This is a genomic window from Natronoarchaeum rubrum, from assembly GCF_024494695.1.
The window spans coordinates 169,913-192,290 of sequence record NZ_JANHDP010000001.1; the positions used below are offsets into that span (position 1 = coordinate 169,913).

Sequence of the window (22,378 nt, forward strand, 5' to 3'; positions counted from 1 at the left end):
ATCAAAAACCGTGACAAACTCGCCCGCCGTGGTCGACCGATGCCTCAGGCCTTTTTATTGTGGAACCCTAGAGACGATAGTACGAGCATGGCCGACGCCCATATGGAGACGACGTTCGACGAGGATCTGGCGTGGTGTTTCGACGCCGTCTCGGACGTCTCCCGGACGTTCGCGATCACGATCGACGCGCTGGAGGAGCCGATGGCTTCGCGGATCTGCGTGGGGTATCTCCTCTGTCGCGTCGCCGACACCGTCGAGGACGCCGGCCACATTCCGCCGGGCGTCCAGCGCGAGTTGCTACAGCAGTACGACGAGGCGCTCTCGGGGGAGCGCGCCCTGGAGACGACCACGGACGGCGGGGCCGTCGATGTCGATGGGACGGCCGCGGCCGGAAGCGCCGACCCCGACGCCACGCCTCACCGCGGCGTCAAACTGCCCGAAGACGCGCCGATCCACCGGTTCCGCCGGAACGTCGAGGAGTGGATTCCCGAGGAACCCGGCGAGGACGCCGACGACTGGCGCGTCGTCGCCGCGGCGCCCCGCATCGTCCGCACCTACGAGTCGCTCCCGCCGGCCGACCGCGAGGCGATCCGCGGCCCGGTTCGTGAACTCGTTAGCGGGATGGCCGAGTTCGTCGACCGCTACGCCGACGACGGCGGCCTGCGCATCGGCACCGTCGACGAGTTAGAGGAGTACTGCTGGTACGCCGCCGGCACGGTCGGCGACCTCGTCACGAACCTGCTGGCCCGCGGCGTCGATTCCGAGCGCGAGGACGTGCTGGAGGCCAACGCCCGGTCGTTCGCACTCCTCTTGCAGTTGGTCAACGTCGCCAAGGACGTCAGCGACGACTACCGCGAGGAGAACAACGTCTACCTGCCGGAGGCCTGGCTCTCGGAGGTCGACGTCGAGCAGGACGCGGTCACCGACTCGCGCAACGTCGGCCCGGTGGCGTCGGTCGTCGAGCGGGTCACCGACCGCGCGTCGGGGTATCTCGACGACGCGCAGGTGTACCTCGAAGCCCTGCCCGAGCACCGCGGCAACACGCTCGCGGCGTGGGCGATCCCCTACCTGCTCGCGGTCGGGACGATCCGCGAACTCCGCGAACGTCCCGAGGACGTGCTGCGCGAGGGCGGCGTCAAGGTGCCGAAACCCGAAGTGATCTCGCTGATCGCGCAGTTCGAGCGCGGCGTCGAGAAGGCGGCGCTGGAGGATCTCCGCGAGCAGATGGAGCAGGCGCCGCTCCACAGTCACTGACGGTCGATCGTCGCGCCATCTCGTTGCTCGACCGTGATAATCGCCGGACGCAACGCTCTTGTTCACTCTTCGGTCGTCTGGTGCAGTCCGAACACGCACTCCAGGCTGAACATGACGAGCGCCATCGCGAGCGCCTGCACGACGAAGAGTTCTCCGCTCACCAGCAACCCCGCTACGAGAACGCCGATACCGCCCGATGCCCCCAAGAAGACCGCATACGGGCCGCGAGAGAGGCTCTTTAGCCACTCGTCGCAACGACCGTAGAGGCGTTTCACTGAGGCCATACTTTCCCGACGCGACCACGTGACAAATACATTACGGGATGACGCGAACGTGCCGAAGCGAGTCGTTCGGCTTCGGGCGCCGCCGAACCGCGAAACCGCAGTTCGGCGCTTCCGGGGCGGGGCGCTTCCGGGGCGGGCGTGACGCCACCCCGCCACTTACCGGCGTCTGCTCCGCCACGCTGCGCGCGAGGAACCCTTTTTGCCCCGTCGCACCAACTGCTCGGCATGAGTCTCGACGTGGATCCGCCCGAGCCGCCGGAACTGGTCGAACAGGTACCCGACGACTACGAGGGCGACCATCTCGAGGAGAACCCCGAGTACCACCGCGACGACCTCGAAGCCTTTCTGCGGGAGGGCGCGTGGGCCGAGGCGTTCGACCAGTGGGGCGCACATACCGACCTCGACGAGGAGGAGTTCGCCATCGCGCGGGATCTCGAACTGTTCCGCTCGTTCGATTTCTTCTGGGACGACTTCGCCGACCGGGTCGGCTACAGCGCTCCCGGCATCCCAGAGGACTGGCGCGAGCGCGAGTACCACCCCGAACTCGACTCGTGGGGCACCGTCTCGGGGATCAACGCCGCGATGACCGAGTTCGGCCAGATCGTCTCCGACGTCTTGGAGGAGGAGTACGTCGACTGGGACGCCGACTACGAAGCCCCTGACGACCTGCCCGATTTCGACTGAGCGATCGCGGCGCGGCATCGTGACCCGGGCGCCGGCGTCCAGCGTGCGACGCCGCTTTCGCCGCGTCGGCGCCGTTACTCCTCGCCGATCGGCTCGGCCGCCTCGACGCTCGAGAAGTTCGGCTCGACGCCGTCGGTCGGCGACGCCCACTCGATTGCGTTGTCGATCACGGTGATGATCTCCTCCTGATCGTAGATGGGATACTCTTCGTGTCCGGGACGGAAGTAGAAGATCCGGCCGCTGCCGCGGCGGTAGCAACAGCCCGAGCGGAACACTTCGCCGCCCTCGAACCAGCTGACGAACACCAGCGCGTCGGGCTGGGGGATGTCGAAGCGTTCGCCGTACATCTCGGCCTCGGGGACGACGATCTGCTCGTCGATCCCCTCGGCGATCGGGTGGCCCGGCTCGACCGTCCAGAGGCGCTCGCGCTCGCCGGCCTCGCGCCACTTGAGCGAGCAGCTCGTGCCCATCAGGCGCTTGAACGGCTTCGAGTAGTGCGCCGAGTGCAGCGGGAGAAAGCCCATCCCGTCGCGGACGCGCTCGACGACCCGGTCGACGACCTCGTCGCTCACTTCGTCGTGGGCGAGGTGGCCCCACCACAGCAGTACGTCGGTGTCGTCGAGCACGTCCCGGGAGAGACCGTGCTCGTCGTCTTCGTCGAGCGTGGCTGTGCGGACGTCGTGGCCGCGCTCCTCCAGGGCGTCGGCCAGCGCGGCGTGGATCCCCTCGGGGTAGAGTTCGGCGACGTTGTCATCCTCTCGCTCGTGGCGGTACTCGTTCCAGACGGTGACGCGAACCATGTGTCGGCGTCAACGCCAACTGTGAAAGGCACAACGCTTCCGGGGCGGTCGGCGCCAGTTCGGCGGGCGGTCCGTGATCGGTTCGGCGGGCCATCGGCGCTCGGGTCGAGAGGCCGGACGCTACGGGGTCGGCGTCGCGCGCGAAACGGGGACGATCAGAAGACGTACTCGTCGTCGTGGCCCATCATCCCGTCGTCCTCGAACCCCTGGTCCTCGTCGTCCATGGGCCCGCTCGTCTTGTAGGCTTTCAGTCCCGTCGAGAGCAGTTCCTCGATCGCTTCCTTGCGATCGACGAACTCGTCCTGCTCGACCATCTGCGCGATCTGCATCTCCAGGTGCTCCGGAACGTTGACATTTGTTTTCGGCATCTGACAGTGGGGCTTTGCCCGAGCCATATATAAGGCTGACGGGGCTGTGCGTCGGCCCCGCATCCTTCGGTTCGCGGACGCAAACGCTTTGTCGAGTCGGTCGCTGCCCTTGCGCATGAACAGCCAGCGGAACGGCGACGCGGGGGCGGACGGGAGACGCCACGCGAGCGCGGACCCCGACGACATTCCCGCGAATCCGGACGTCGCGGACCTGCTCGACGAACTCGAAGCTCTCCGCCGGACCGTCGACGACCCGGAGGAGCACGAACAGCTCTCCCGGACGGTGCGGATGGCCCACCGCATCCCCGGCAGCGCGACGTTCGGCAGAACCATCGACAAGTACACCTCTCAGGACATCGCCGAGTCGTTCGTCGGGAGCCTCCTCATCTCGCTGCCGATGCTCGTCGAGGACGTCTCGGAGATCGGTGCGTTCTTCGCCGCTCACCCGGCCTTCTTGATCGGCAACGTCGCGTTCGTCGTCGTGATGACGATCGGGCTGCTGTACTGGGCCGATCTTCAGGAAGTGCTCATCACGAACCCGATCCTCGGCGTCGTGCCGCGGCGGCTGGCGGGCGTGCTGACGGTCGCGCTGGTCACGTCGACGTTCACGATGACCTTGTGGGGCCGAATCGACTGGGTCGATCCGTGGCAGACGATCTGTCAGGTGTCGGTGATCTGGTCGGTCGCGGCGATCGGTGGGGCGCTGGGCGACATCCTGCCCGGCGAGAGCAAGGGGACCGACCTCTCGCTGGAGGAGTTCTCGTTCGACGACCTGCCGTTCGACAACTGATCGGGAGACCGTTCCGTCGAGTAGGGACGCCAGGCGGGTTTCTCCGGACGCCGAAATCGGGCCTTTTACCGATCGGTCGCGCCTACTCGCTTCCATGCCAGTTTCCAAAGACGAGTTCGACCAGCTCCACCCCTGTGACTTCTACACCCCCGCGGAGCTACTCGACCCCGACCAGATGTACACCGTCTACGAGATCGCCCGCATGCTCCAGGAGCTCGATCCCGACGCCGAGATCGACGCCGAGACGGAGACGATCCTGCTCGACTGGGCGATCCCGTGGGTCATCTCGAACTCGGACGATCTCGTCGTCGCCGACCCGCGCGACGACGACGAACCGGGCTACTACGGGCTCGCGACCGAGGAATGAAGCTGCTGGTCGCCGGCGGCGACCGCGTCGACGCCGGCAAGACGACGTTCTCGACCGGGCTGGTGGCCCGCACTGACGCCGTCGGCTTCAAGCCCCGCGCCGGCAACGATTACTGGTTCGACCACGACGACTACCGGCGAGCCGTCGACGACGGCCGGCTGTACGGAAAAGACGCCGAGCGGCTGGCCGCGGCCAGCGCGGCCGACGTCGCGCCCGAGGAGATCAACCCTGTCCACCGACTCTGGCGCCCCTCGCCGGGTCCCGGCACCGGCCTCATCGGGGCGGCCCGACGCCAGTTCGTGCTCGACCGCGTCGCGGACTCGTTCGTCGTCAACGCCGACGCCGACGTGCCCGCGTCGGCCGGCGACTCGCTCGCGCTCGCTGACGCGCCGCGGGTCGCGACCGTCGACGAACTGAACGAGGAGACGCGCCGCCGACACCTGCCGGCGTTCGAGGCGCTCGCCGAGCGAATCGACCGCCGCGAGCGGGCGGTGATCGAGTCCTACGGCGACGTGGCGCGACCGCTCCAGGATCTCGTCGTCGACGCCGTCGCGGTGGTCGAGCCGGCACGGGTGCGCCTGTACGACGGCGAGCGATACCTGCGCGCCTGCGAGGTCGCGAGCCGGAGCGCCCGCGACGGCCGGCTGGAGCGCCGCGTCGAGGACGTCGTCGAGCAGATCGACCCGGTCGCTCGCGTCGACCTCCCGGCGCTCGTCGACGAGCGCCGGACCGATCCGGACGCCGTCGCCGACGCCTACGAAGAAGCCTACGACGAACTGCTCGCGGTCGCCGACTGACGGGACCGACGGCGTTATCGACTATCTCTCAGCGCTGTCGCGCCATCTTCCCGGCCAGTTCGACGTGCGAGTACGGCTCGTTCTCGACGCTCGGGCCGTGCCCGGCGTGGAGCGCCCGCAGGTCGGCGTCGACGCGTTCGCTCACTCGATCGATGCTCCGGATCAGCGCCGCGCGGTCGCCCTCGTCGAGATCGGTGCGGCCGAACCCGCCGTTCTGGAAGATCAGGTCGCCAGCGAACAGGATTCCGGCGTCGGCGGCGTACAGACACAGGTGATCGTCCTTGTGGCCCGGCGTGTGCAGCGCGACGTACTCGTGGTCGCCCAGTCGGATCGTCGCCTCGTCGGCGAGTTCGCGCTCGACGCCCGGCTGCTCGGTGTCGAAGCCGTAGACGGGCGCGTCGAACGCCTCGACGACATCCGCGAGGTTCCCCACGTGGTCCGGGTGGGTGTGGGTCAGGACGACGGCGTCGAGCGCGTCCGTCCGGTCGCGAACGGCCGAAACGACGTCGAAGCCCGCGCCGGCGTCGACGAGCACCGTGCGCTCGCCGTCGACGAGAAAGACGTTGCTGGTGAACGACTGGACGCCCTGCGCGAGGTTGCTGATCATACGACGCCGTTTTCGCCGCGTCGCTTTGGCCCTGTCGGCCTCGTCAGTTCGACCTTCGAATCGTGCCGCGGTCGCGACGGCGTCGCGGAGGCCCCTTACGGCGTCGAGGTCGCCCCCTCGTCGGTCGGCGCGCTCGCGAGTACGAGTCGGGCCGTCTCGTCGCCGCGGTTGTGGATCTGGCGACGTTCCTCGGGATCGATCCGCAGCGCCTCGTGCTCGTCGAGCGTCACGGTGTCGGGGCCGACGTCGACCTCGACCCGGCCCTCGGTGACGTAGTAGACCTCCTCCTGGCCGTCGTCGCCGTGGTCGTGTTCCATGCCGCTCCGTTCGGGCTCGAGTTCCAGCACGGTGAACCCGAGGTTTTCGGTGCCGAGCGGGTCGCGCATGAACCACATGCCGCCTTTCTCGCCGTCGATCGCCGATCCGACGTCACCGGGCGCGGTCGTCTCGTGTCCCATGTGTGGAGTTTCCCGGCCGACGCCTATCAAAGGCGGGGCGTCGCTCAGTCGCCGGTCGGTGCGGCGCCGGCCAGCAGTGACGCGAACACCTTTCGCTCGGACGCCCTGACGTGCTGGTGGAACGTCGGCGCAGAGATCCCGAGCGACTCGGCGACCTCCTCGCCCGAGTTCGTCCGTGGCCACTCGAAGAAGCCGGCGTAGTAGGCCGCCTCGAGCGCGGCGCGCTGTCGATCGGTCAGCTCCTCGGTGAACACGTCGCGGGTCCCGTCGGTCGCACCGTCGGGCCGGCTGATCTGCCGCCGAGTGACGAACTCGGCGTCCGGATAGGCCTCCCGGACGGAGTCGATGACCTGCCTGACGTCGACGCCGGGCGAGAGGTGGATCGTCATGCGATAGTCGCCGTCCTCGACGACGGCCTCGTCGACGCGCCCGCCGAGCGACGCGACCGTCGTGAGCACCGGCGGCTCGTCGAACACCACCTCGAACTTTCCGGGCGCCCCGTCGACGAACGATAGCTCCTTCCAGTGGGGCCGGGCCTCGGCGAGGTCTTCGACGACGCTCTCCCCGCCGTCGGCTGCCCTTCCGTAGACCAGATACTCGTCGTCGCCCAGCGGGACCGTCCGACCGATCTCGATCCGTCCGTCCGACTCGGCGTCGATGCCGAGCGATTCGAACACGTCCCGGATTCGGAGCTCCACTTCGACGAGTTCGTCGCCGATCAGCGCTCGCTTTCGCTCGACCGCGGCGATCGCGTGGCCGGTCACCTCTCCCAGTTGGCGTAGCACCCGCCGTTCCTCCCCCGCGAACGCGTCGGAACGATCGGCGTAGACGCCGAGGGCGCCGTAGATCGTCTCCTCGTGGGTGATCGGCACTATGGCGACTGACCGGTAGCCGTGTTCGCGCGCGACGTCGCGCCACCGCTTGAAGTCCGGATCCGAGAACACGTCCTCGACGATCTGCATCTCGAGCGTTTGCACCGCCTGGCCGGCCGGCCCTTGTCCGGTCGGGTCCTCGGGGTCGACGGAGATCGAGACGTCGTCGATGTAGCCGTCGACGCCGGCCTCGACGCGAGGTTTGAACGATTCGGTCGTGGGATCGACGCCGGCAATCCACGCGAACTCGTAGGAATCGGAGTCGGCGAGAGACTCGCAGACGACCCGTTCGATCTCACTGCGAGTGGACTGGGCGACGACGGCCTCGGTGATGCTGAGCGCGACCGCGTTGAGTTCGTTGAGCGTCTCCAGCCGTTCGCGCTGGCGTTCGAGTGTTCGCTCGCGCCGTCTGCGCTCGCTCACGTCGCGGACGACGCCGCAGCGACCTTCGCTGTCGCCGTAGGGGAGCGGTCCGAACCGGTTCTCGACGGGGATACGATCACCCTCGCCCGTCACCAGATCGAACTCCATGGTCGCGATGTCACGCTCGCCGCTGCTGACTCGCGACGCCGCTTCGGCGGCCCGCTCGGCTAGCGTGTGATCCTCGTAGGCGATTGTTGCGTGCTCGCCCATCAGCTCCTCCCGCCCCCGTCCGATCATCTCACAGAACGACTTGTTCGCCATCACGAATCGAGCATCGTCGTCGAGCGCGTAGACGCCGTCGTCGACGGTTTCGACGATGCGCTCGTACTGTTCGAGTTCCTGTTCGCGTCGCTTTTGCTCCGTGATGTCCCGGAAGTACACCGAGAGCCCGCTTTCGGAGGGGTAGACGTTCGCCTCGAGCCAGAACGATAGCCTGTCGGAGTAGGTCTCGAAACTCGTCGGCTCCTGTGTCTCCAGGCACTCGCGGAACTGATCGGCCAACGAGGTCCCGGGAAACGCATCGGTGAGCGCTACCCCGAGCAGTTCCTCGGAGCTGCGCTCCAGCAGTTCCTCGGCCTGCTCGTTGACGTAGGTAAACCGCAGCTCCTCGTCGAGCGCGTAGAACGCGTCGTCGATGCGCTCGAACACTTCGTCGAGTTCGCGCTCCAGTTCGTCGCGCTGCTGGCGAATCCAGCTGTCGTGCTCTCTGCTGTCGCCCCTGTCGGGGCTTTCCGTCGCGTCCTCTTCTGGGGCGTCGTCGGACGCTCCCCACGTCTGCCCGCTCGGTCGCCACCAGACTCTCCCTCTGGCGCCGACTTTCTTGGTCTGTAGGTCCCCCTCCTCGGTGAGACGCTCCAGGCGGTCGTAGGCGCTTCGGCGCGTACATCCCAACTCCTCCGCAAGCTCGCTCGCCGTCACCGGCTCGGCGGCCGATCCGATTCGATCGACCGCTGCGAGCGCCCCATCCGATGGTCCCCCGGTAGCCATGCACAATTATTCACGATCGTCACTTAACATTGTTCCGTTGAAGGAACCCTCTCGGCGTTCGAGCGGAGTGCGCCGAGTATCACGAGCGGAGTGACCCCGATATCCATCGCTGTACCGACCGACCCGCTCATCGCCGCGAAAATCGGCCTAATATCTTAGAAGAATCGGTTAGGCCGACTCGGATTCTTTCGTCAAGCACGCAACCGGGATTCCAAATCATGAGTGACTCATCACCACAGCCCGTGGCTGAACTGTCCGAAAGGCAACGTTCTTCTTCCCGGAATCTCCTCCGCACGCTTGCCGACGAGCGCCGGCGAACCACGCTTACCGTGCTCGCTGACGCGTCGACGCCGATCGACCTCAGGACCGTCGCCCGCCGCGTCGCGACCCACGAAACGTCCGATGGCGTCACGACCGAGCGCATCGAGGACGTTCACGTTTCGCTTCACCACATTCATCTCCCCGCGCTCGCGGACGTCGATCTTGCGTCGTACGAACCGAACCGCGGCGTCGTCGTCGACGCCGTCGAGGACGCCGAACCGATTCTGCCGTAAACATCGCTCCGTAGGCTTCTTTGACCACTCGAAGGTCGGTGACCACGAGGTCGCAAGGCCTTTTGTATCGCCCATCGACGACTAGCACAGGATGAACGGATCGCTGGGTGTCGGTCTCGCGACGGGTATCTTCCTGGTTGCGGCGCTGTTCGCCGGGGTTCCGGCCGTCGACGCGGGGCCGATCGACCGGACGGCGCCCCAGGACGCCGCGCCGACGCTGGACTCGGCGTCGGTTGCCCAGACCGACGCTCCGGGCGGGTTCTCACAGCAGTCCGAGGAAACCGAGCAGTTCGACAGCGTCGCGTTCCGGATCACGGTCCACGAGAACGGTACCGCCGTGTGGACGTTCAGCTACGAGCGCCGCCTCGCGAACGAGTCCGAACGCGAGCAGTTCGAGTCGTTCGCCGAGGAGTTCCGGACCAACGAGAGCCACCCGCTGTACGAGGGGTTCCGGAGCCAGGCGACCAGCCTCGTCGACGCGGGCGCGTCGGCGACCGACCGCGAGATGAACGCCAGCACGTTCCGCAAGGACGCCCGCATCCGAGAGGAGCGGCTCAACCGTCCCGGCGTGGTCACCATGTCGTTCCACTGGTCGAACTTCGCGCAGGAGGACGGCGAGCGCCTGATCGTCGGCGACGTGTTCGAGGGCGGCCTCTACGTCGGCGAGGACCAGTCGATCGTCTTCGAGCGCGGCGAGGGCGTCGCGTTCGACGAGGCGTCCCCGACCGACGGGCGGACGCTCTCGAACGATAGTCTCGCGACGAGCGACACCGTCACCTGGGTCGGGCCGAGAGAGTTCACGGACAAAAAGCCGCGGGCGGAACTCGCACCGCGGGACGCCGTCGGTCCGACCGACGACACCGCGACCAAGCCCGCCAGCGGCGACAGCGACCCCTGGATGATGATCGCCGGCGTCGTCGTCCTCCTGCTCGGCGTCGGCAGCGCGGTCGCCTGGCGCCGCGACGGCGGCGTCATCGCCGGGACGAACTCCGGGACGACGACCGACGGAGCGGCCGCGGACCCGACCCCGGCGACCGACGACGGCCCCGACGAGCCCGACGACGGCGTCCCCGAGGAGGAGTTGCTGACCGACGAGGATCGGGTCACCAGCCTGCTCGAGGAGAACGGCGGCCGGATGAAGCAGGTCAACATCGTCGAGGAGACCGGCTGGTCGAAGTCGAAAGTCAGCATGCTGCTCTCGGACATGGAGGAGGAGGGCCAGATCTCGAAGCTTCGGGTCGGCCGCGAGAACATCATCAGCCTCGACGGCCACGAGCCCGAGGCCGCGGGCTCGCCGTTCGAGAACGACGAGTGAGGCCGGGGCGGTCGGACGCCGCTTTTTCGGTGGCGCCGCTCAGACGCCGCCGCGTTCCTGTGGCGACCGGGGCGCCTGTTCGCTCAACAGCTCCGTCAGCACGTTTTTCACCCGCTCGGGTCGCGGAACGCTCTCGAAGACGACGTCCTCGGTTCCCGTCCCGGCGGTGTAGATCCGCACGTCGCCGTAGCCCAGCAGCCGCTGGACCGTCGTCTGGTCGTAGGCGGTGTTCTGGACGCGGTCGAGCCGGACTTGCCTGACGTTCCGCGAGACGAGCCCCCGCTTGACGTAGATCTCCTCGTCAGTGAGCACGTACAGCAGGCGCAGCCAGTCGACGTACGTCCACGCGGCGACGCCGATGCCGACCAGCGCGACGGCCAGCGGCGCGTACGCGATCGGCCACGGGAGCGACCCGTCGGTGACTCGTCCCAGAACGATCTCGAAGACGCCCCCGGCGAGCACGATCACGCCCGCGAGCGCCAGCGACGGGACGAGCGTGAACCGCGAGGGGCGGCCGACCCACTGTAGCGCTTCGTCGTCCGTCAGGTGGAGCCAGCTCGCGCCCTCGATCCGCTCGTCGCGGGCGGCCTGCCGGGTGGTCATCGGCCTGCTCGTCGGCGCGGCGTTCGGTCGCTCGGAGACACGTGCTGATATCCGCGAACGTCCACTTAGGCGTTTGCGCGCCGACGTTCGCGACGCGCTCGGACGGGGACCGTCGCTACGCGTCGTCGAACAGGTCCGTCGAGAGGTAGCGCTCGCCGGTGTCGGGCAGCACCGCGACGACCGTCTCGTCGGGCTGTTCGCGGGCGTACTCGGCGCCGGCGGCGACCGCCGCGCCCGAGGAGACGCCGACGAGCAGCCCCTCGTCGCGCCCGAGCGCTCGCGCGGCGTCCTTGGCGTCGGCGTCCGCGACGGCCCGAACCTCGTCGACGAGTTCCGTCCGGAGCACGTCCGGGACGAATCCGGGACCGATCCCCTGGATGTCGTGGCTCGCCGAACTGAGTTCCGACAGCGTCGGCGACGCCGCGGGCTCGACGGCGACCGACGTGAGCGACTCGTCGCCGCGCTCCTCCTTGACGTACTCCGAAACGCCGGTGATCGTTCCGCCGGTCCCGACGCCCGCGACGACGGCGTCGACGTCGCCGCCCGTCGCCCGCCAGATTTCGGGGCCCGTCGTCCGCCGGTGTGCGCGCCGGTTGGCCTCGTTCTCGAACTGCCGGGCGAGCACGGCGTCCGTCCGCTCGTCGGCAATCTCCTCGGCGCGCCGGTTGGCCCCGCCCATCCCATCCTCGGCCGGCGTCAGCTCCAGCTCCGCGCCGAGGCCGGAAAGCAACGCGCGGCGCTCCTCGGACATCGACTCGGGCATCGTCAGCACGCAGTCGTATCCGCGGGCCGCGCTGACCGCCGCCAGTCCGATGCCCGTGTTTCCGCTCGTCGCCTCGACGACGACGCCCCCGGGCCCCAGCTCGCCCGCCGCCTCCGCGGCGTCGAGCATCTCACGGGCGATCCGGTCTTTCACCGAGTAGGGGTTGCTCGCCTCGACTTTGCCGTAGAGATTCTCCGCGACCGAGTCCAGGCGGAGCAGCGGCGTCCCGCCGATCAGCTCGTCGACGCCCTCGGCGACGTCTCGCTCCGACCGCTCGTCCGCTCGTTCCACGTGCGACATCACCGATCCTACGCCCTCGCCGGCGGTAAGCGTCGATCCGTCGTATGGCGTGCTTTGAGACCTCCAGTGCCGGGGACCGCCCAGCGACTCGACCGTCCGCGGCGGTGACGTGAACGCCGCTGCTGCCGAGCCGTACTATCGGATCAGTTACAGTAATCCGCTTCAGCGAGCGCTTTTGGCCCTCCGGCGACTACGCTCTCGTAACGAAATGGACCGAAACGTGCGCGTCGTCGCGGTCTGTGGCAGTTTGCGCGACGACAGCAAGACGCGAACGGCGCTCCGCGCGGCGCTGGCGTCGGCCCGGTCGGCGGGCGCGACGACGGAACTCCTCGATCTACGCGAGTACGATCTCCCCGCCTACGATCCGGACGACCCCGAGTCGGCGGACGCCGCGGCGCTTCGGGAGTCGGTCGAGCGCGCCGACGCCGTGCTGATCGGGACGCCGAACTACCACGGCTCGTACTCGGGCCAGCTGAAGAACGCGCTGGACTACTGCGGGCGCGACGAGTTCGGCGGCACCACGGTCGGCCTGATGGAGGTCGCCGGCGGGGAGTTCCCCACGGCGCCGCTGGACCACCTCCGGTCGGTCTGCCGGACGCTGAACGCCTGGGTCCTCCCCACGGAGGTCGCGATCCCCAGTTCGAGTTCGACGGTCGCTGACGGCGAGATCGACGACGAGCGGATCGCCGAGCGCGTCGCCCGACTGGGCGAGCAGGTCGCCGCCTACGCCGGCGTCGAGAACTATCCCGAACTGGCCGCCGAGCGCCGCGACGCTCTCGCCGAGGCGGCCGATGACTAGGCTGGATCCCGCGGCCTACCTCGAACGGATCGGCGTCGACCCCGCGAGCGTCGACCTCGGTACCGTCGCCTCCGGTGGCGCCGACCGCGAGACGCTCGAACGACTCCAGCGCGCTCACGTCACGTCGGTCCCCTTCGAGACGCTCGCGGTCGCCGGCGATCCGTTCGGCGAGCGCGACGGCGAGGGCGTCTCCCGGACGTATCCCGACCTCTACGAGAAGATCGTCGAACGCGAGCGCGGCGGTTTCTGTTACGAACTGAACGGCCTGTTCGGCTGGCTGCTCGCCGAGTTGGGCTACGATCCGGACCGCGTCGCCGCGATGGTGCTGGGCGACGACGGCGAGGGGCGGCCGCCCGCGAACCACCTCGCCCACGTTGTCGACCTCGACCGCCGCTACCTCGTCGACGCGGGGCTGGGCGTCCCCTCGATGCGGCGTCCCCTCCCGCTCGACGGCGAGACGCGAACCGACGCCGCGGGCGTCGACTGGCGCGTCGTCGAGAGCGATCGCCCCGACGCCGACTTCCTGACGCGGTTTCGAGAACCGCGCGACGAGAGTTGGTCCGATCGATACGTGTTCCGCGATCGGCACCGCGAGCGCGAGTACTTCGCCGCCACCTGCGAGTACCTCGCGACGGCGCCGGAATCGCCGTTCACCGACGAGCCGGTCGTCGCGCGCTCGACCGACCGCGGCTACGCGAAGCTCTCGCCGGACTCGCTGACGCGGGTGGTCGACGGCGAGGAGCGCGAGCGATCCGTCGACCCCGAGGAATGGCACGATCTGCTCGCTTCCGAGTTCGGCATCGCGTACGGTCCCGACTGAGCGTCGAACCGCGTTCGTCGGATTTTTGTTCGCCTCTCGCTCAGTCGTTCCCGTGCCCTCGCTCGCACTCTCGGCCGCGGTCGGAGTCCTCTTTGGCCTCGTGCTGGCTGCGCCGCCGGGCCCGATGAACGCGATCATCGCCGAGGAGAGCGTGCTCCGGGGCTGGCCCGCGGGATTCCGGGCCGGTCTGGGCGCGATGCTGGCCGACGCGCTGTTTTTCGCGCTGGCGTTGGTCGGCGCGGTCGCCGTCGTCGATCGGACGCCGTGGCTTCGCGCCGTACTCTACCTGCTCGGCGGCGTGCTGATGCTGTACTTCGCGGTCGGCGCGCTGCGGGACGCCGACGCCGCGCGGTCGTTCAGCGCGGACGACGCCGAGGAGTCCTCGGCCGGTGCGGGCGTGGACGCCGACTCGAAGGGGTTTCGCAAGGCGTTCGTGCTCGCGCTGACGAACCCCTACCAGATCGCGTTCTGGCTCACCGTCGGCGTCGGGCTGCTCGAACCCGGCCGGCTCGACGTACTCTCCTACGCGCCGGCGGTCGGCGACGCGCTGGCGGGGACGCTCGTCGTCGAGACCGGCAGCCCGGCGCTGCTGGTCGGCTTCTTCGCGGGGATCGGCTGCTGGATCGTCGGCTTCCCCGCCGCGCTCGTCGCGACGGGGCGGCGCGTCGACGCCGCGGCGCCCGCGGTGGCGGCGCTCAGCGGCGTCGTCCTCGCGGGGTTCGGGGCGGCGTTCCTCTGGGTCGGGACGACCGGGCTGGCGTGACGAGCCGATAGAGATATTTACGTGCTCCCGTGTGTACCACCCATGCTGAGTACGGGTGCGGCCCCGCCCGCCGTGCAACTCGCGATCACGATACTGCTGTGTCTCGTTCCGACGCTCGCGCTGTTCGGACTGCTCCGACTGCTGTCGTGGCTCCGCGACGACGAACTCGTCGCGCGGATGGCTGCCGAGACCGACGAGTCGCTGGAGTCGGCCCCCATCGACGAGTTCCTCGCGAACGGGACTGGTGAGACCTCGTCGAGCGTATCGAGCGGCGAGTCCGGATCGGACCGCTCGCCGAGCGCCGCTGCGCAGCCTGGCACCCAGTCAGCACAGAGCGCCACGACCCGGACCGCCGGGGGAACGACCGACGCGGGCGTTCGCTGTCGACACTGCGGCGCGCCGAACCCCGAAGACGTCCGCTACTGCGAGCAGTGCGTCGGCAGGCTCTGATTTCAGGACCGCAACCGGCGGCGCCGGACTATTCGAGCCAGCGGCGCACCACGGCGCCGAAACCGGCGGCGCCGATACACAGCGCGACGAGTCCGCCGATCCCACTCAGCACCAGCGCGCCGTTGATCCCGGCGCCGACGGCGAGCGGGACGAGCCGATTCTCGCGGTTCGCGACGAGCCGGTCTCCGATCGCCAGAAACGCGATCGCCGAGCCGATCGCCCAGAGGACGTAGGCGACGAGCACGAGCAGCAGCGCGAACGGGATGCCGATGAAAGATATCACCAAGAGGAACGTCGCGCACGCGACGCCCACCAGACCGAGCAGCCCGTAGAGAAAGGAGCCGACCAGATCGTCGAGGAACGACGCCGCTGTGCGGTCGACGTAATCGGGACGGATCGCGAGCGCGACGGCGCCGAACACGAGCGTCGAGAGAAACGCCGTCACGGCGCCGCCGAGAACGCCCTCGATCGGGTTCTCGAGCGTGATGTCGACGGTCTGTAGCGTGACGGAGCCGACCGCGCCCGCGCCGAAGAGTTCGATCATGCCGAACAGACATATCGGGGGACAAAAGGTGTTCGCCCTCGGTCGGCCGGTCGAGCGGGCGACGTCGCGGGCCTCAGAACTGTGCCCGGATCGCCGCGGCGATGCGGGTGCCCTCACGTTCGGAGAGGCTTCGACGCGGTAGCGAGACGTGGACGCCGTCGTCCGTCCGTCGTGGCACGACGTGGACGTGGGCGTGCTCGACGTTGCCGACGAGCGGTCCCGAGGAGTGGAACACGCTGAACCCCTCGGGGTCGAGCGCGGCGTCGAGCGCCTGCGCGACCGTGCGGATAGTGTCGAACACGGCGGTCGCCGTCGACGCCTCGCCCGCGAGCACGTCCTCGCAGTGGGCTTTCGGAATCACGAGCGCGTGCCCCTCGACGGCCGGGTTCTCGTCGAGGAACGCGACCGTCCGCTCGTCCTCGTAGAGGACGCGGGCGTCGCCCTCGCCGTCGGCGATGCGACAGAAGGCACAGTCGTTCATACCGGATCGATTCGGTCAACCAACTTAGGTGTTGCCTCGACGCCGCTCCACCGGTCGCCCGCCGTTCCACAGGTCTATGGCCCAGCAGCGCCACGTTTCGGTCATGACGGAGCTTGCGGCACTCGTCGAGCGGTCGTTGCGCGGCGACGCGCTGGCGGAGTTCGAGCGGCGCGTCGACGACCAGGCCGGGCGACTGGCCGCCGATCTGCGCGCGGGTCGGCTCGACAACCCCGGGTTCGGCCTCGGGATCGAACTGGAAGCCTACGCCGTCGATGAGCGCGGGCGACTCGCGAGAGTACCTGACGGTGTCTTCGAGGGCCCCTGCGACCGCGAACTCGGGCTGCACAACGCCGAGTTCAACACGGCCGCGGAGCCGTTCGACGGCGACGGGATCGCCGCGCAGGCGGCCCAGCTCGAACGGAACGTCCGGACCGCTCGGTCGGCAGCCGACGATGCGGGCCTGACCTTCGTCCTCGACGCGATGTGGACCCGCCCGCCCGAGGAGGGGACTCGCGAGTATCTCTCGGCCGTCGAGGACCGCGGCGGCGTCACCGTCGCCGAGAACATGACGCCTTCGCCGCGGTACTGCGCGATCGACAACCACATTCTGCGACGCGCCGGCGGGACGGTGTCGCTCTCGGTACCGGGCGCCGACCGGGCGTTTCCGACGATCCTGATCGAGTCGCTGACAAGTTCTATCCAGCCCCATGTCCAGGTTCCCGACGCGGCGTCGTTCCCCGAGTATCACGCCGCGGCGATCCGCACGCTCGGGCCGGTACTCGCGCTGGCGACGAACTCGCCGCTGCTCCCGGCTGATCTGTACGACCCCGACGACCCCGCCGGACTGCTCGACGAGACGTACCACGAGCTTCGCGTGCCCGTCTTCGAGCAGTCGATCGACGACGCCTGGGAGAAGGTCCGCGTCCCCGACGATCTGGCGTCCGCGGCGGACGTCCTCGACGCGCTGGTCGCCGACCCGACCTGCGCGCCGTTCCTCCGCGAGTGGGTCACGGACGGGTCCCGCGAGACGTTCGAGGATCGCTTCTGGGAGCTCGATCACAAGCGCGGCACCTACTGGCGCTGGGTGCGCGCGGTCACCGGCGGCCAGCCCGTCGGCGAGGGCGACCGGCGCTCGATCCGCATCGAGTACCGCCCGCTGCCGACCCAGCCGACGGTCGCGGACAACGTCGGTCTGCTCTGTCTGGTCGCCGGCCTCCTCCGCGGGCTCGTCGCGACCGATCACCCGATCACGACGCTCGACCGGGACGCCGCGGAACGGAGCTTCTACGCGGCCGTCGAGGATAGCCTCGACGCCGATCTCGTGTGGGTCACGGCCGACGGCGATCGGACGACAGACGCCGAAATCATCTACGAGGAGCTGTTCTCGATCGCTCGGCGCGGCCTCCGCGAGCAGGGCGTCGAGGCGGAGACGATCGAGACGTATCTCGACCCGATCGAGGCGCGGTGGGCGGATCGAACGACGCCGAGCCGCTGGAAGCTCGAGCGCGTCCGGGCGGCGCTCAATGACGGCCTCGCGTTCGAGGATGCGGTCGCCGAGATGCAAGCCGAGTACGTCCGCCGTTCGGCGGCCGACGAACCGTTCGCGGACTGGGACTGAGTAGGATCGTTCGCGCTCGCCCTCGAAACCGCTGGTGCGGAGTCGGCGTCGCTTCGGCGTCTGACGCCCGTTCGACGTATCTTTATTTGATCTTCGGCTCTCGAACGAACTATGGACGCACTCGCGGCCGTCGTGGTGTCGATGGTGCTGGGACCGCTCACGGTGCTGTCGTTCCTGGTCGATCCCGCCGGCTTCCTCGCCCGGAACGGCGCGCTGTCGATCTGCTACCTGACGGCGGCGTCGCTCGGGACGGTCCTGCACGTCGCCTTCGCCGTCCGGGTCGTTGCGGCCGTCAACCGCCGCGTGCGCTCGGCCGGTCGGGACGCCGGTCCCGCACCCGGCGTCCGCCCGGGCGAGTGATCGGCGGCTGACCTCAGATCGAGCGACTGACTGGTGGCGATCGCCGGGCCGAGCGAGCGCCGATCAGCACCGTTCTCCCAGATCCCGCCAGTCCGGCGGGTGGACCCGTACCTCGACCTCCAGCGCACAGCCGGAGCAGTAGAACGCGCCGCCGCGCTCGCCCGGCTGGAACTCGACGGATTCGCCGTGTTCGGGGCAGCGCACCAGCACGCCGCGCTCGTCGCCGTCCGGTCGTTCGATCTCGAAGCGAGTGCCGTCCATCACGCCCCGTGACGCGCCGCGAAAAGAAAGGCGTTCGTCCCGATCGCGTCGCTGACGCGTCGGGTGTTCTACAGTTCGACGAACGGGATCGTCGCCAGTTCGCCGGCCGAGTACGCGAGCGCTTCCTGCTGCGTGACGCCGTCGGGCGTGATCAGGTCCATGATGCGCGGCGCCGAGCCGACCGCGCCGTCCTGCGCGCCGCCGAAGACGCCGCCGCCCGGCGCGCCCGCCTGAACCGGTCGAAGGGTGCCGAAGTTCTCGGACTGGACCATCGGCACGACCTCCAGGTCGGCCGCGTCGGCGCCGTCGAACGCCTCGCGGGCGATCCGGATCGTGACGGTGTTGCTGTCGAGGTCGGCGGTCGTCGTCGGGTTGACGACGTTGCCGTCGTCGTCGGTCAGCGCCGACCCGCCGGCGTCGACGGCGCTCAGGGTAAACCCGCTGACTTCGAGGCGGTACTGCCACGGCTCCTCGAACGACGCCGTCGCGAACAGGTCGTCGAGCGTGCCGGTCGTCCCGCCGCTCTGGCTCGGGTCGCGAACCCACATGACGAACATCTGGGGCGAGAAGCCGTAGTCGCCGCCGTAGGTGTCGTAGAGGTTGTCGACCTCGAACGTGAAGCGGTAGAAGCTCGGCGTCTGTTCGACTGTCAGCTCCAGCAGGTCGAACGCGCCGTCCTGGAACGCGCCGCTGGTCGGGTAGGTGTACTCGCCGGGCCCGTAGTCGTCGCCCGAGGGGTCCGAGAGCGTCGTGACGACTTCCGGCGGGTTGACGGTCACGGTGTTCGACGCGAGCGTCTCACCGTCGGCCGATCGCACGGTCACCTCGTAGGTGCCCGTCTCGTCGATGGTGTACGGTATCGTGTCCGTTTCGCCGGAGGAGTTCGGCGGCAGGCGGACGTTCGCGGGCGCCACCACGTCGCCGTCGACGAGCACTTCGACGTTCGTCCCGCCGACGTAGTCGCCGACGTTCTCGCCGGAGCCGGAGATGAACGGCTCCTGAACGAACGTCTCGTCCTGAATGTCGATCGTGACGTCCTGCTCGGGCGGTTCGTAGGTCGGCAGCTTCTTGCGCTCCTTCTTGTCGGCCGGCCGGAGGCGGATCGCGGTGCCGCCAGAGCCGACCATCGAGGCCAGCACGGTCGTGTCGGCGTCGACGAGCACCTCGTCGATCCGCACGTCCGCGAGGTTGTCGTCGAAGGCGGCGTCGGCGCCGTCCGAGTAAATCTCGGCGACGTACGGCTCCGCCCCGTGTTTGTCGTGGCCCTTGCCACGGCCCTTCTCGTGACCCTTTCCGCGACCCTTCTCGTGGCCTTTACCGCGACCCTTCTCGTGGCCCTTTCCGCGGTCTTTCTCGTGGCCCTTTCCGCGGTCTTCGTCGTGACCCTTTCCGCGACCCTTCTCGTGACCTTTGCCTCGGCCCTTCTCGTGGCCCTCGCCGCGCCCGCGGTGGTGGTCGCAGTCGTCGTCCGGGCCCTCCCACCCGTCGCCGAGGAAGCCGAGCGGGATATCGAGCGCGCGGCCGTACTCGTCGGTCATCGCGCCGACGTACCACTCCTCGCTGCTTTTCCGGGCGGTGATCGAGTAGTCGCCGATATCGGCGCCCAGCACGTGCGTGTCGTCCCAGGCCGCCGGGACGTCCTCGATGAACTGGAACTCGGGCACCGTGGGACCGCGGATCGGCGCCTCGTCGGGATCGGGCATCGACTCGCCCGTCTCGGTGACGGCGATCGAGTCGAGGTTGAACCCGCCGGCGTCCGCGTCGGTCAGCGCGACCGCGATCTCGTTGTCGTCCGCGTCCAGTTCGATCGTCGTCGAGATCGCGTTCCACGTGTCCCAGTAGTAGGTCGTCGGGAACTCCACCTGCGCGCGCTCCTCGCCGTCGACCAGCACGGTCGCGGTCCGCGGCGTCCCGGCCGGTACGGCGTTGTTCTCCTCGTCGCTGGCGTACCGGAGGTGGAGGTCGTACTCGCCGCTCTCGTCGACGTCCTCGACGGTCCACGTCGCCGTCGACCCCGGAGCGACCGAGTTGGGATCGAACTCGACGTACTGCTCGCCCTGCGCGTTCGCCCAGCGCGCGGCCGTCCCGATGCCGTCGAGGTCGGCCCACTCGGCCTGCGCGACCTCGCCGACGCCGAGCGTCGCCGGCTGCTCGGCGAGGTACGAGCTCGGTAGATCGGCGGCCATCTGCAGCCCGCTGAAGTACGTCGGATACATCGCGAGCTGCTTGGCGCGCGTCGCCTCGATGCCGCCCGACCCCGAGCTCATGTCGAAGATGCCCGGCGTGTACTCGACGGGACCGCCGAGCATTCGGGTGAACGGGAACGTGACGTGATGCTCGGGGCTGACGAAGCCGAAGGAGTCGTACTCCTGGCCCTTGACGCCCTCGCGGGTCATCATGTTGGGGTAGGTGCGGCGGCGCCCGGTCGGGTGGATCGGCTCGTGGATATCGAGCATCTGGCGGTTCGCGGCGGCGGTTTCGGCGACGAGCGTGTGGTGGTTGACCAGCACCTGATTGTGGTGGTTGTGGCCCTCGCCAGCCAGGTTACCGCTGTCGGAGACGTAGCCGTTCTTGATCGTCCGGATGCCCAGATCGTCGTACAGGCCGAACGCGCCGTCGAGCTGTGACTCGTAGTTCTGGAAGTCCCCCGCCGTCTCGTTGTGCATCGTCATCTGGGTCGGCTCGTCGAGACTCGGGCCGTAGTCGGTGACTTCTTGCAGGTCGAAGTCAGGGTACGGCTGGGTGTAGTCGAACGCGCTCCCGTCGCCCGGATAGCTCGACCAGCCCACGTTCCAGCCTTCGATCAGCACGCCGGGAATCCCGTGCTCGCTGGCGAAGTCCATGTACAGCTTCGCGCGGCCGGTCTGGGCGCCGTGGTTTCCGACGCGGTCGCCTGGTGGGTTCGAGTCGGGATCGAATGTGTCCGTGTTCGGATTGTACTCCCAGTCGGCGCGGCCGGTGATCATCAGCCACCAGATGCCGATGAACTTCTGGGGATCGATCCAGTCGGTGCCCTGCGAGAACACCTCGGGATCGTACTCCTCGTTGAGATTCAGGTTGAGGCTGGACTCGATCAGTTCGCCCGGGCGCGTCCCGATCTGGAACGTTCGCCACGGCGTGACGTGCGGCGCCGACGCCGAGACCTTCGTCCCGTCGGGCAGCGGCGCCAGCGTCGACTCCATGTTCGTCGAGTCGCCCTTCGGCGCGATCCCCAGCGAGGCGTAGTCGTCGAGGTTCGCCTCGTGGACGCCGACGTACAGGTCGTCGTCGGTTTCGACCGTCACCGGCGTGTGGACGCCGTCGCCGCCTTCCGAGGCGATAGCGTCGTCCAGCGCGGCGTCGATCCCCGACAGCGGCGTCCGCTTGTACTCGTACTCGAAACTGTTCCAGTCGTTTTGAATCCACCACGACGTGTAATCGCCCGCGAAGTTGTACTCGGTACGTTCGGACGAGATCACGAAGTCGCCGAACGCCTCGCCGAACACGAACCGGAAGCCGATCCCGTCGTCGAACGCCCGGATTTCGAGCGTCCCCGACCGAGCGTTCATGTCGCCGATCTCGTCGAGTCCGATCCGGAGTTCGTTGTAGTGCTCCCTGATCTCGTCGTACCGGTCCCAGACGGGCTCCCACGTCTCGTCGACCGACGACCGCTCGGTCCCCGTGACGGAGATTCCCTCCCGGAACGTCGGCTGGTTCTGGAACTCGAAGCCCAGCGCCGACTCCTCGACGATCGCGGTGCCGTCGTACTCCAGATCGTACCGAGGTACCCCGTCGGTGACGTCGACCGTCACCTCGACGCACCCGTCCGGCGACCGGACCGTCTGGACGGGCGAGTCGTCTCCCCCCGAAACCTCCGCAGCGACATCCTCTGGCACGGACAGCGAGTACGCCGAGGCGGCCAGCAGTGACGCCATGCCGCCGACGAACCCGCGTCGGCCGATCCCTGCGGATTGTTGCTCGTTGTTTTCCTCGAACATCACGTGTGGATGGGAGGAATTGTCCTGATAAATGTATCTATCAATGAAGAAAATTTTCATTCATTCTGTTAGGAACGAT

At 68.4% G+C, this 22,378-nt stretch carries 25 protein-coding genes; 13 read left to right on the top strand and 12 right to left on the bottom strand.

The features are described from left to right. The first annotated feature begins 87 nt into the window (after window positions 1-87). A complete protein-coding gene (locus tag NO931_RS00965; RefSeq protein WP_256390750.1) occupies window positions 88-1,254 on the top strand; it encodes a phytoene/squalene synthase family protein in 1,167 nt (388 codons plus the stop codon). 62 nt (window positions 1,255-1,316) lie between these two features. On the opposite strand, the gene NO931_RS00970 is transcribed toward NO931_RS00965, so the two are convergent. Next, the gene (locus NO931_RS00970) at window positions 1,317-1,538 is read right to left on the bottom strand and encodes a hypothetical protein (RefSeq protein WP_256390751.1); all 222 of its coding nucleotides are present in this window, start codon (window positions 1,536-1,538) and stop codon (window positions 1,317-1,319) included. A 225-nt stretch (window positions 1,539-1,763) separates the two neighbouring features. Here NO931_RS00970 and NO931_RS00975 point away from each other — a divergent pair, with 225 nt between their 5' ends. Continuing rightward, entirely contained in the window at window positions 1,764-2,222 is a 459-nt protein-coding gene (locus tag NO931_RS00975; protein WP_256390752.1) for a DUF7992 family protein, read from the top strand. A 74-nt stretch (window positions 2,223-2,296) separates the two neighbouring features. On the opposite strand, the gene NO931_RS00980 is transcribed toward NO931_RS00975, so the two are convergent. After that, entirely contained in the window at window positions 2,297-3,022 is a 726-nt protein-coding gene (locus NO931_RS00980; protein WP_256390753.1) for a ThuA domain-containing protein, read from the bottom strand. A gap of 155 nt (window positions 3,023-3,177) precedes the next feature. Next, complete coding sequence (locus tag NO931_RS00985; RefSeq protein WP_256390754.1) at window positions 3,178-3,390, bottom strand: DUF7120 family protein; 213 nt, start codon at window positions 3,388-3,390, stop codon at window positions 3,178-3,180. A 115-nt stretch (window positions 3,391-3,505) separates the two neighbouring features. On the opposite strand from NO931_RS00985, the gene NO931_RS00990 reads away from it, so the two are divergent. The 3 genes from NO931_RS00990 to NO931_RS01000 all read left to right on the top strand — a co-directional run bounded on the left by NO931_RS00990 (window position 3,506) and on the right by NO931_RS01000 (window position 5,344). Then, window positions 3,506-4,180, top strand: coding sequence for a DUF2391 family protein (locus NO931_RS00990; RefSeq protein ID WP_256390755.1), 675 nt, complete (start codon window positions 3,506-3,508; stop codon window positions 4,178-4,180). A 94-nt stretch (window positions 4,181-4,274) separates the two neighbouring features. After that, window positions 4,275-4,547 carry a DUF5827 family protein gene (locus tag NO931_RS00995; protein WP_256390756.1) on the top strand — a complete coding sequence of 91 codons (273 nt, stop codon included), beginning with the start codon at window positions 4,275-4,277 and terminating at the stop codon, window positions 4,545-4,547. Next, entirely contained in the window at window positions 4,544-5,344 is an 801-nt protein-coding gene (locus NO931_RS01000) for an ATPase (protein WP_256390757.1), read from the top strand. The genes NO931_RS00995 and NO931_RS01000 overlap by 4 nt, the downstream gene beginning before the upstream one ends. Before the next feature lie 28 nt (window positions 5,345-5,372). Here NO931_RS01000 and NO931_RS01005 read toward each other — a convergent pair whose 3' ends face one another. The 3 genes from NO931_RS01005 to NO931_RS01015 all read right to left on the bottom strand — a co-directional run bounded on the left by NO931_RS01005 (window position 5,373) and on the right by NO931_RS01015 (window position 8,691). Beyond that, window positions 5,373-5,951, bottom strand: a complete 579-nt coding sequence (locus NO931_RS01005; protein WP_256390758.1) for an MBL fold metallo-hydrolase — start codon at window positions 5,949-5,951, stop codon at window positions 5,373-5,375. Window positions 5,952-6,046: 95 nt separating this feature from the next. Then, on the bottom strand, window positions 6,047-6,409 hold the full coding sequence (locus NO931_RS01010; RefSeq protein WP_256390759.1) for a cupin domain-containing protein: 363 nt from the start codon (window positions 6,407-6,409) through the stop codon (window positions 6,047-6,049). 44 nt (window positions 6,410-6,453) lie between these two features. Beyond that, window positions 6,454-8,691: a bacterio-opsin activator domain-containing protein gene (locus NO931_RS01015; protein WP_256390760.1), complete on the bottom strand. Its 2,238-nt coding sequence runs from the start codon at window positions 8,689-8,691 to the stop codon at window positions 6,454-6,456. Between the two features lie 218 nt (window positions 8,692-8,909). Between NO931_RS01015 and NO931_RS01020 the strand changes: the two genes are divergently transcribed. Both NO931_RS01020 and NO931_RS01025 read left to right on the top strand, forming a co-directional pair. Next, window positions 8,910-9,245, top strand: coding sequence for a DUF7344 domain-containing protein (locus tag NO931_RS01020; protein WP_256390761.1), 336 nt, complete (start codon window positions 8,910-8,912; stop codon window positions 9,243-9,245). A 91-nt stretch (window positions 9,246-9,336) separates the two neighbouring features. After that, a complete protein-coding gene (locus tag NO931_RS01025) occupies window positions 9,337-10,560 on the top strand; it encodes a helix-turn-helix transcriptional regulator (protein ID WP_256390762.1) in 1,224 nt (407 codons plus the stop codon). 39 nt (window positions 10,561-10,599) lie between these two features. Here NO931_RS01025 and NO931_RS01030 read toward each other — a convergent pair whose 3' ends face one another. Both NO931_RS01030 and cysK read right to left on the bottom strand, forming a co-directional pair. After that, on the bottom strand, window positions 10,600-11,163 hold the full coding sequence (locus NO931_RS01030; protein WP_256390763.1) for a PH domain-containing protein: 564 nt from the start codon (window positions 11,161-11,163) through the stop codon (window positions 10,600-10,602). A 115-nt stretch (window positions 11,164-11,278) separates the two neighbouring features. Next, on the bottom strand, window positions 11,279-12,226 hold the full coding sequence (cysK, locus tag NO931_RS01035; RefSeq protein ID WP_256390764.1) for a cysteine synthase A: 948 nt from the start codon (window positions 12,224-12,226) through the stop codon (window positions 11,279-11,281). 208 nt (window positions 12,227-12,434) lie between these two features. Between cysK and NO931_RS01040 the strand changes: the two genes are divergently transcribed. Genes NO931_RS01040 through NO931_RS01055 form a run of 4 tightly spaced genes read left to right on the top strand, consistent with a single transcriptional unit; the run spans window position 12,435 to window position 15,058 of the window. After that, window positions 12,435-13,025, top strand: coding sequence for an NADPH-dependent FMN reductase (locus NO931_RS01040; protein WP_256390765.1), 591 nt, complete (start codon window positions 12,435-12,437; stop codon window positions 13,023-13,025). Further along, entirely contained in the window at window positions 13,018-13,845 is an 828-nt protein-coding gene (locus tag NO931_RS01045; protein WP_256390766.1) for an arylamine N-acetyltransferase family protein, read from the top strand. Before NO931_RS01040 ends, NO931_RS01045 begins: the two co-directional genes overlap by 8 nt. Window positions 13,846-13,897: 52 nt before the next feature. After that, a complete protein-coding gene (locus NO931_RS01050) occupies window positions 13,898-14,608 on the top strand; it encodes a LysE family translocator (protein WP_256390767.1) in 711 nt (236 codons plus the stop codon). Between the two features lie 42 nt (window positions 14,609-14,650). After that, window positions 14,651-15,058: a DUF7577 domain-containing protein gene (locus NO931_RS01055; RefSeq protein WP_256390768.1), complete on the top strand. Its 408-nt coding sequence runs from the start codon at window positions 14,651-14,653 to the stop codon at window positions 15,056-15,058. A gap of 28 nt (window positions 15,059-15,086) precedes the next feature. Here NO931_RS01055 and NO931_RS01060 read toward each other — a convergent pair whose 3' ends face one another. Both NO931_RS01060 and NO931_RS01065 read right to left on the bottom strand, forming a co-directional pair. Beyond that, a complete protein-coding gene (locus NO931_RS01060) occupies window positions 15,087-15,602 on the bottom strand; it encodes a DUF8173 domain-containing protein (RefSeq protein ID WP_256390769.1) in 516 nt (171 codons plus the stop codon). A gap of 73 nt (window positions 15,603-15,675) precedes the next feature. Continuing rightward, window positions 15,676-16,083, bottom strand: a complete 408-nt coding sequence (locus NO931_RS01065; protein WP_256390770.1) for an HIT family protein — start codon at window positions 16,081-16,083, stop codon at window positions 15,676-15,678. Between the two features lie 103 nt (window positions 16,084-16,186). Here NO931_RS01065 and NO931_RS01070 point away from each other — a divergent pair, with 103 nt between their 5' ends. Then, window positions 16,187-17,701 (top strand): glutamate-cysteine ligase family protein, encoded by a 1,515-nt coding sequence (locus NO931_RS01070; protein WP_256390771.1) that lies wholly within the window; start codon window positions 16,187-16,189, stop codon window positions 17,699-17,701. A gap of 111 nt (window positions 17,702-17,812) precedes the next feature. Next, window positions 17,813-18,061 (top strand): hypothetical protein, encoded by a 249-nt coding sequence (locus tag NO931_RS01075; RefSeq protein ID WP_256390772.1) that lies wholly within the window; start codon window positions 17,813-17,815, stop codon window positions 18,059-18,061. Between the two features lie 63 nt (window positions 18,062-18,124). Here the strand turns inward: NO931_RS01075 and NO931_RS01080 are convergent, their stop codons facing one another. Together NO931_RS01080 and NO931_RS01085 are read right to left on the bottom strand one after the other, a co-directional pair. After that, a complete protein-coding gene (locus tag NO931_RS01080) occupies window positions 18,125-18,322 on the bottom strand; it encodes a hypothetical protein (protein ID WP_256390773.1) in 198 nt (65 codons plus the stop codon). Window positions 18,323-18,390: 68 nt separating this feature from the next. Beyond that, window positions 18,391-22,299, bottom strand: a complete 3,909-nt coding sequence (locus NO931_RS01085; RefSeq protein WP_256390774.1) for a glycoside hydrolase family 97 N-terminal domain-containing protein — start codon at window positions 22,297-22,299, stop codon at window positions 18,391-18,393. Between the last annotated feature and the right edge of the window lie 79 nt (window positions 22,300-22,378).

What these genes read in the sequence shown, in the direction of transcription:
- NO931_RS01025 (WP_256390762.1), top strand. Translation starts at nt 9,337, where the DNA reads ATGAACGGATCGCTGGGTGTCGGTCTCGCGACGGGTATCTTCCTGGTT.
- NO931_RS01085 (WP_256390774.1), bottom strand. Translation starts at nt 22,299, where the DNA reads ATGTTCGAGGAAAACAACGAGCAACAATCCGCAGGGATCGGCCGACGC.
- NO931_RS01070 (WP_256390771.1), top strand. Translation starts at nt 16,187, where the DNA reads ATGACGGAGCTTGCGGCACTCGTCGAGCGGTCGTTGCGCGGCGACGCG.
- NO931_RS01040 (WP_256390765.1), top strand. Translation starts at nt 12,435, where the DNA reads ATGGACCGAAACGTGCGCGTCGTCGCGGTCTGTGGCAGTTTGCGCGAC.
- NO931_RS01000 (WP_256390757.1), top strand. Translation starts at nt 4,544, where the DNA reads ATGAAGCTGCTGGTCGCCGGCGGCGACCGCGTCGACGCCGGCAAGACG.
- NO931_RS00970 (WP_256390751.1), bottom strand. Translation starts at nt 1,538, where the DNA reads ATGGCCTCAGTGAAACGCCTCTACGGTCGTTGCGACGAGTGGCTAAAG.
- NO931_RS00980 (WP_256390753.1), bottom strand. Translation starts at nt 3,022, where the DNA reads ATGGTTCGCGTCACCGTCTGGAACGAGTACCGCCACGAGCGAGAGGAT.
- NO931_RS01045 (WP_256390766.1), top strand. Translation starts at nt 13,018, where the DNA reads ATGACTAGGCTGGATCCCGCGGCCTACCTCGAACGGATCGGCGTCGAC.
- NO931_RS01080 (WP_256390773.1), bottom strand. Translation starts at nt 18,322, where the DNA reads ATGGACGGCACTCGCTTCGAGATCGAACGACCGGACGGCGACGAGCGC.
- NO931_RS00975 (WP_256390752.1), top strand. Translation starts at nt 1,764, where the DNA reads ATGAGTCTCGACGTGGATCCGCCCGAGCCGCCGGAACTGGTCGAACAG.
- NO931_RS01060 (WP_256390769.1), bottom strand. Translation starts at nt 15,602, where the DNA reads ATGATCGAACTCTTCGGCGCGGGCGCGGTCGGCTCCGTCACGCTACAG.
- NO931_RS01075 (WP_256390772.1), top strand. Translation starts at nt 17,813, where the DNA reads ATGGACGCACTCGCGGCCGTCGTGGTGTCGATGGTGCTGGGACCGCTC.
- NO931_RS00995 (WP_256390756.1), top strand. Translation starts at nt 4,275, where the DNA reads ATGCCAGTTTCCAAAGACGAGTTCGACCAGCTCCACCCCTGTGACTTC.
- NO931_RS00965 (WP_256390750.1), top strand. Translation starts at nt 88, where the DNA reads ATGGCCGACGCCCATATGGAGACGACGTTCGACGAGGATCTGGCGTGG.
- NO931_RS01020 (WP_256390761.1), top strand. Translation starts at nt 8,910, where the DNA reads ATGAGTGACTCATCACCACAGCCCGTGGCTGAACTGTCCGAAAGGCAA.
- NO931_RS01055 (WP_256390768.1), top strand. Translation starts at nt 14,651, where the DNA reads ATGCTGAGTACGGGTGCGGCCCCGCCCGCCGTGCAACTCGCGATCACG.
- NO931_RS01005 (WP_256390758.1), bottom strand. Translation starts at nt 5,951, where the DNA reads ATGATCAGCAACCTCGCGCAGGGCGTCCAGTCGTTCACCAGCAACGTC.
- NO931_RS00990 (WP_256390755.1), top strand. Translation starts at nt 3,506, where the DNA reads ATGAACAGCCAGCGGAACGGCGACGCGGGGGCGGACGGGAGACGCCAC.
- NO931_RS01030 (WP_256390763.1), bottom strand. Translation starts at nt 11,163, where the DNA reads ATGACCACCCGGCAGGCCGCCCGCGACGAGCGGATCGAGGGCGCGAGC.
- NO931_RS01015 (WP_256390760.1), bottom strand. Translation starts at nt 8,691, where the DNA reads ATGGCTACCGGGGGACCATCGGATGGGGCGCTCGCAGCGGTCGATCGA.
- NO931_RS00985 (WP_256390754.1), bottom strand. Translation starts at nt 3,390, where the DNA reads ATGCCGAAAACAAATGTCAACGTTCCGGAGCACCTGGAGATGCAGATC.
- NO931_RS01010 (WP_256390759.1), bottom strand. Translation starts at nt 6,409, where the DNA reads ATGGGACACGAGACGACCGCGCCCGGTGACGTCGGATCGGCGATCGAC.
- cysK (WP_256390764.1), bottom strand. Translation starts at nt 12,226, where the DNA reads ATGTCGCACGTGGAACGAGCGGACGAGCGGTCGGAGCGAGACGTCGCC.
- NO931_RS01065 (WP_256390770.1), bottom strand. Translation starts at nt 16,083, where the DNA reads ATGAACGACTGTGCCTTCTGTCGCATCGCCGACGGCGAGGGCGACGCC.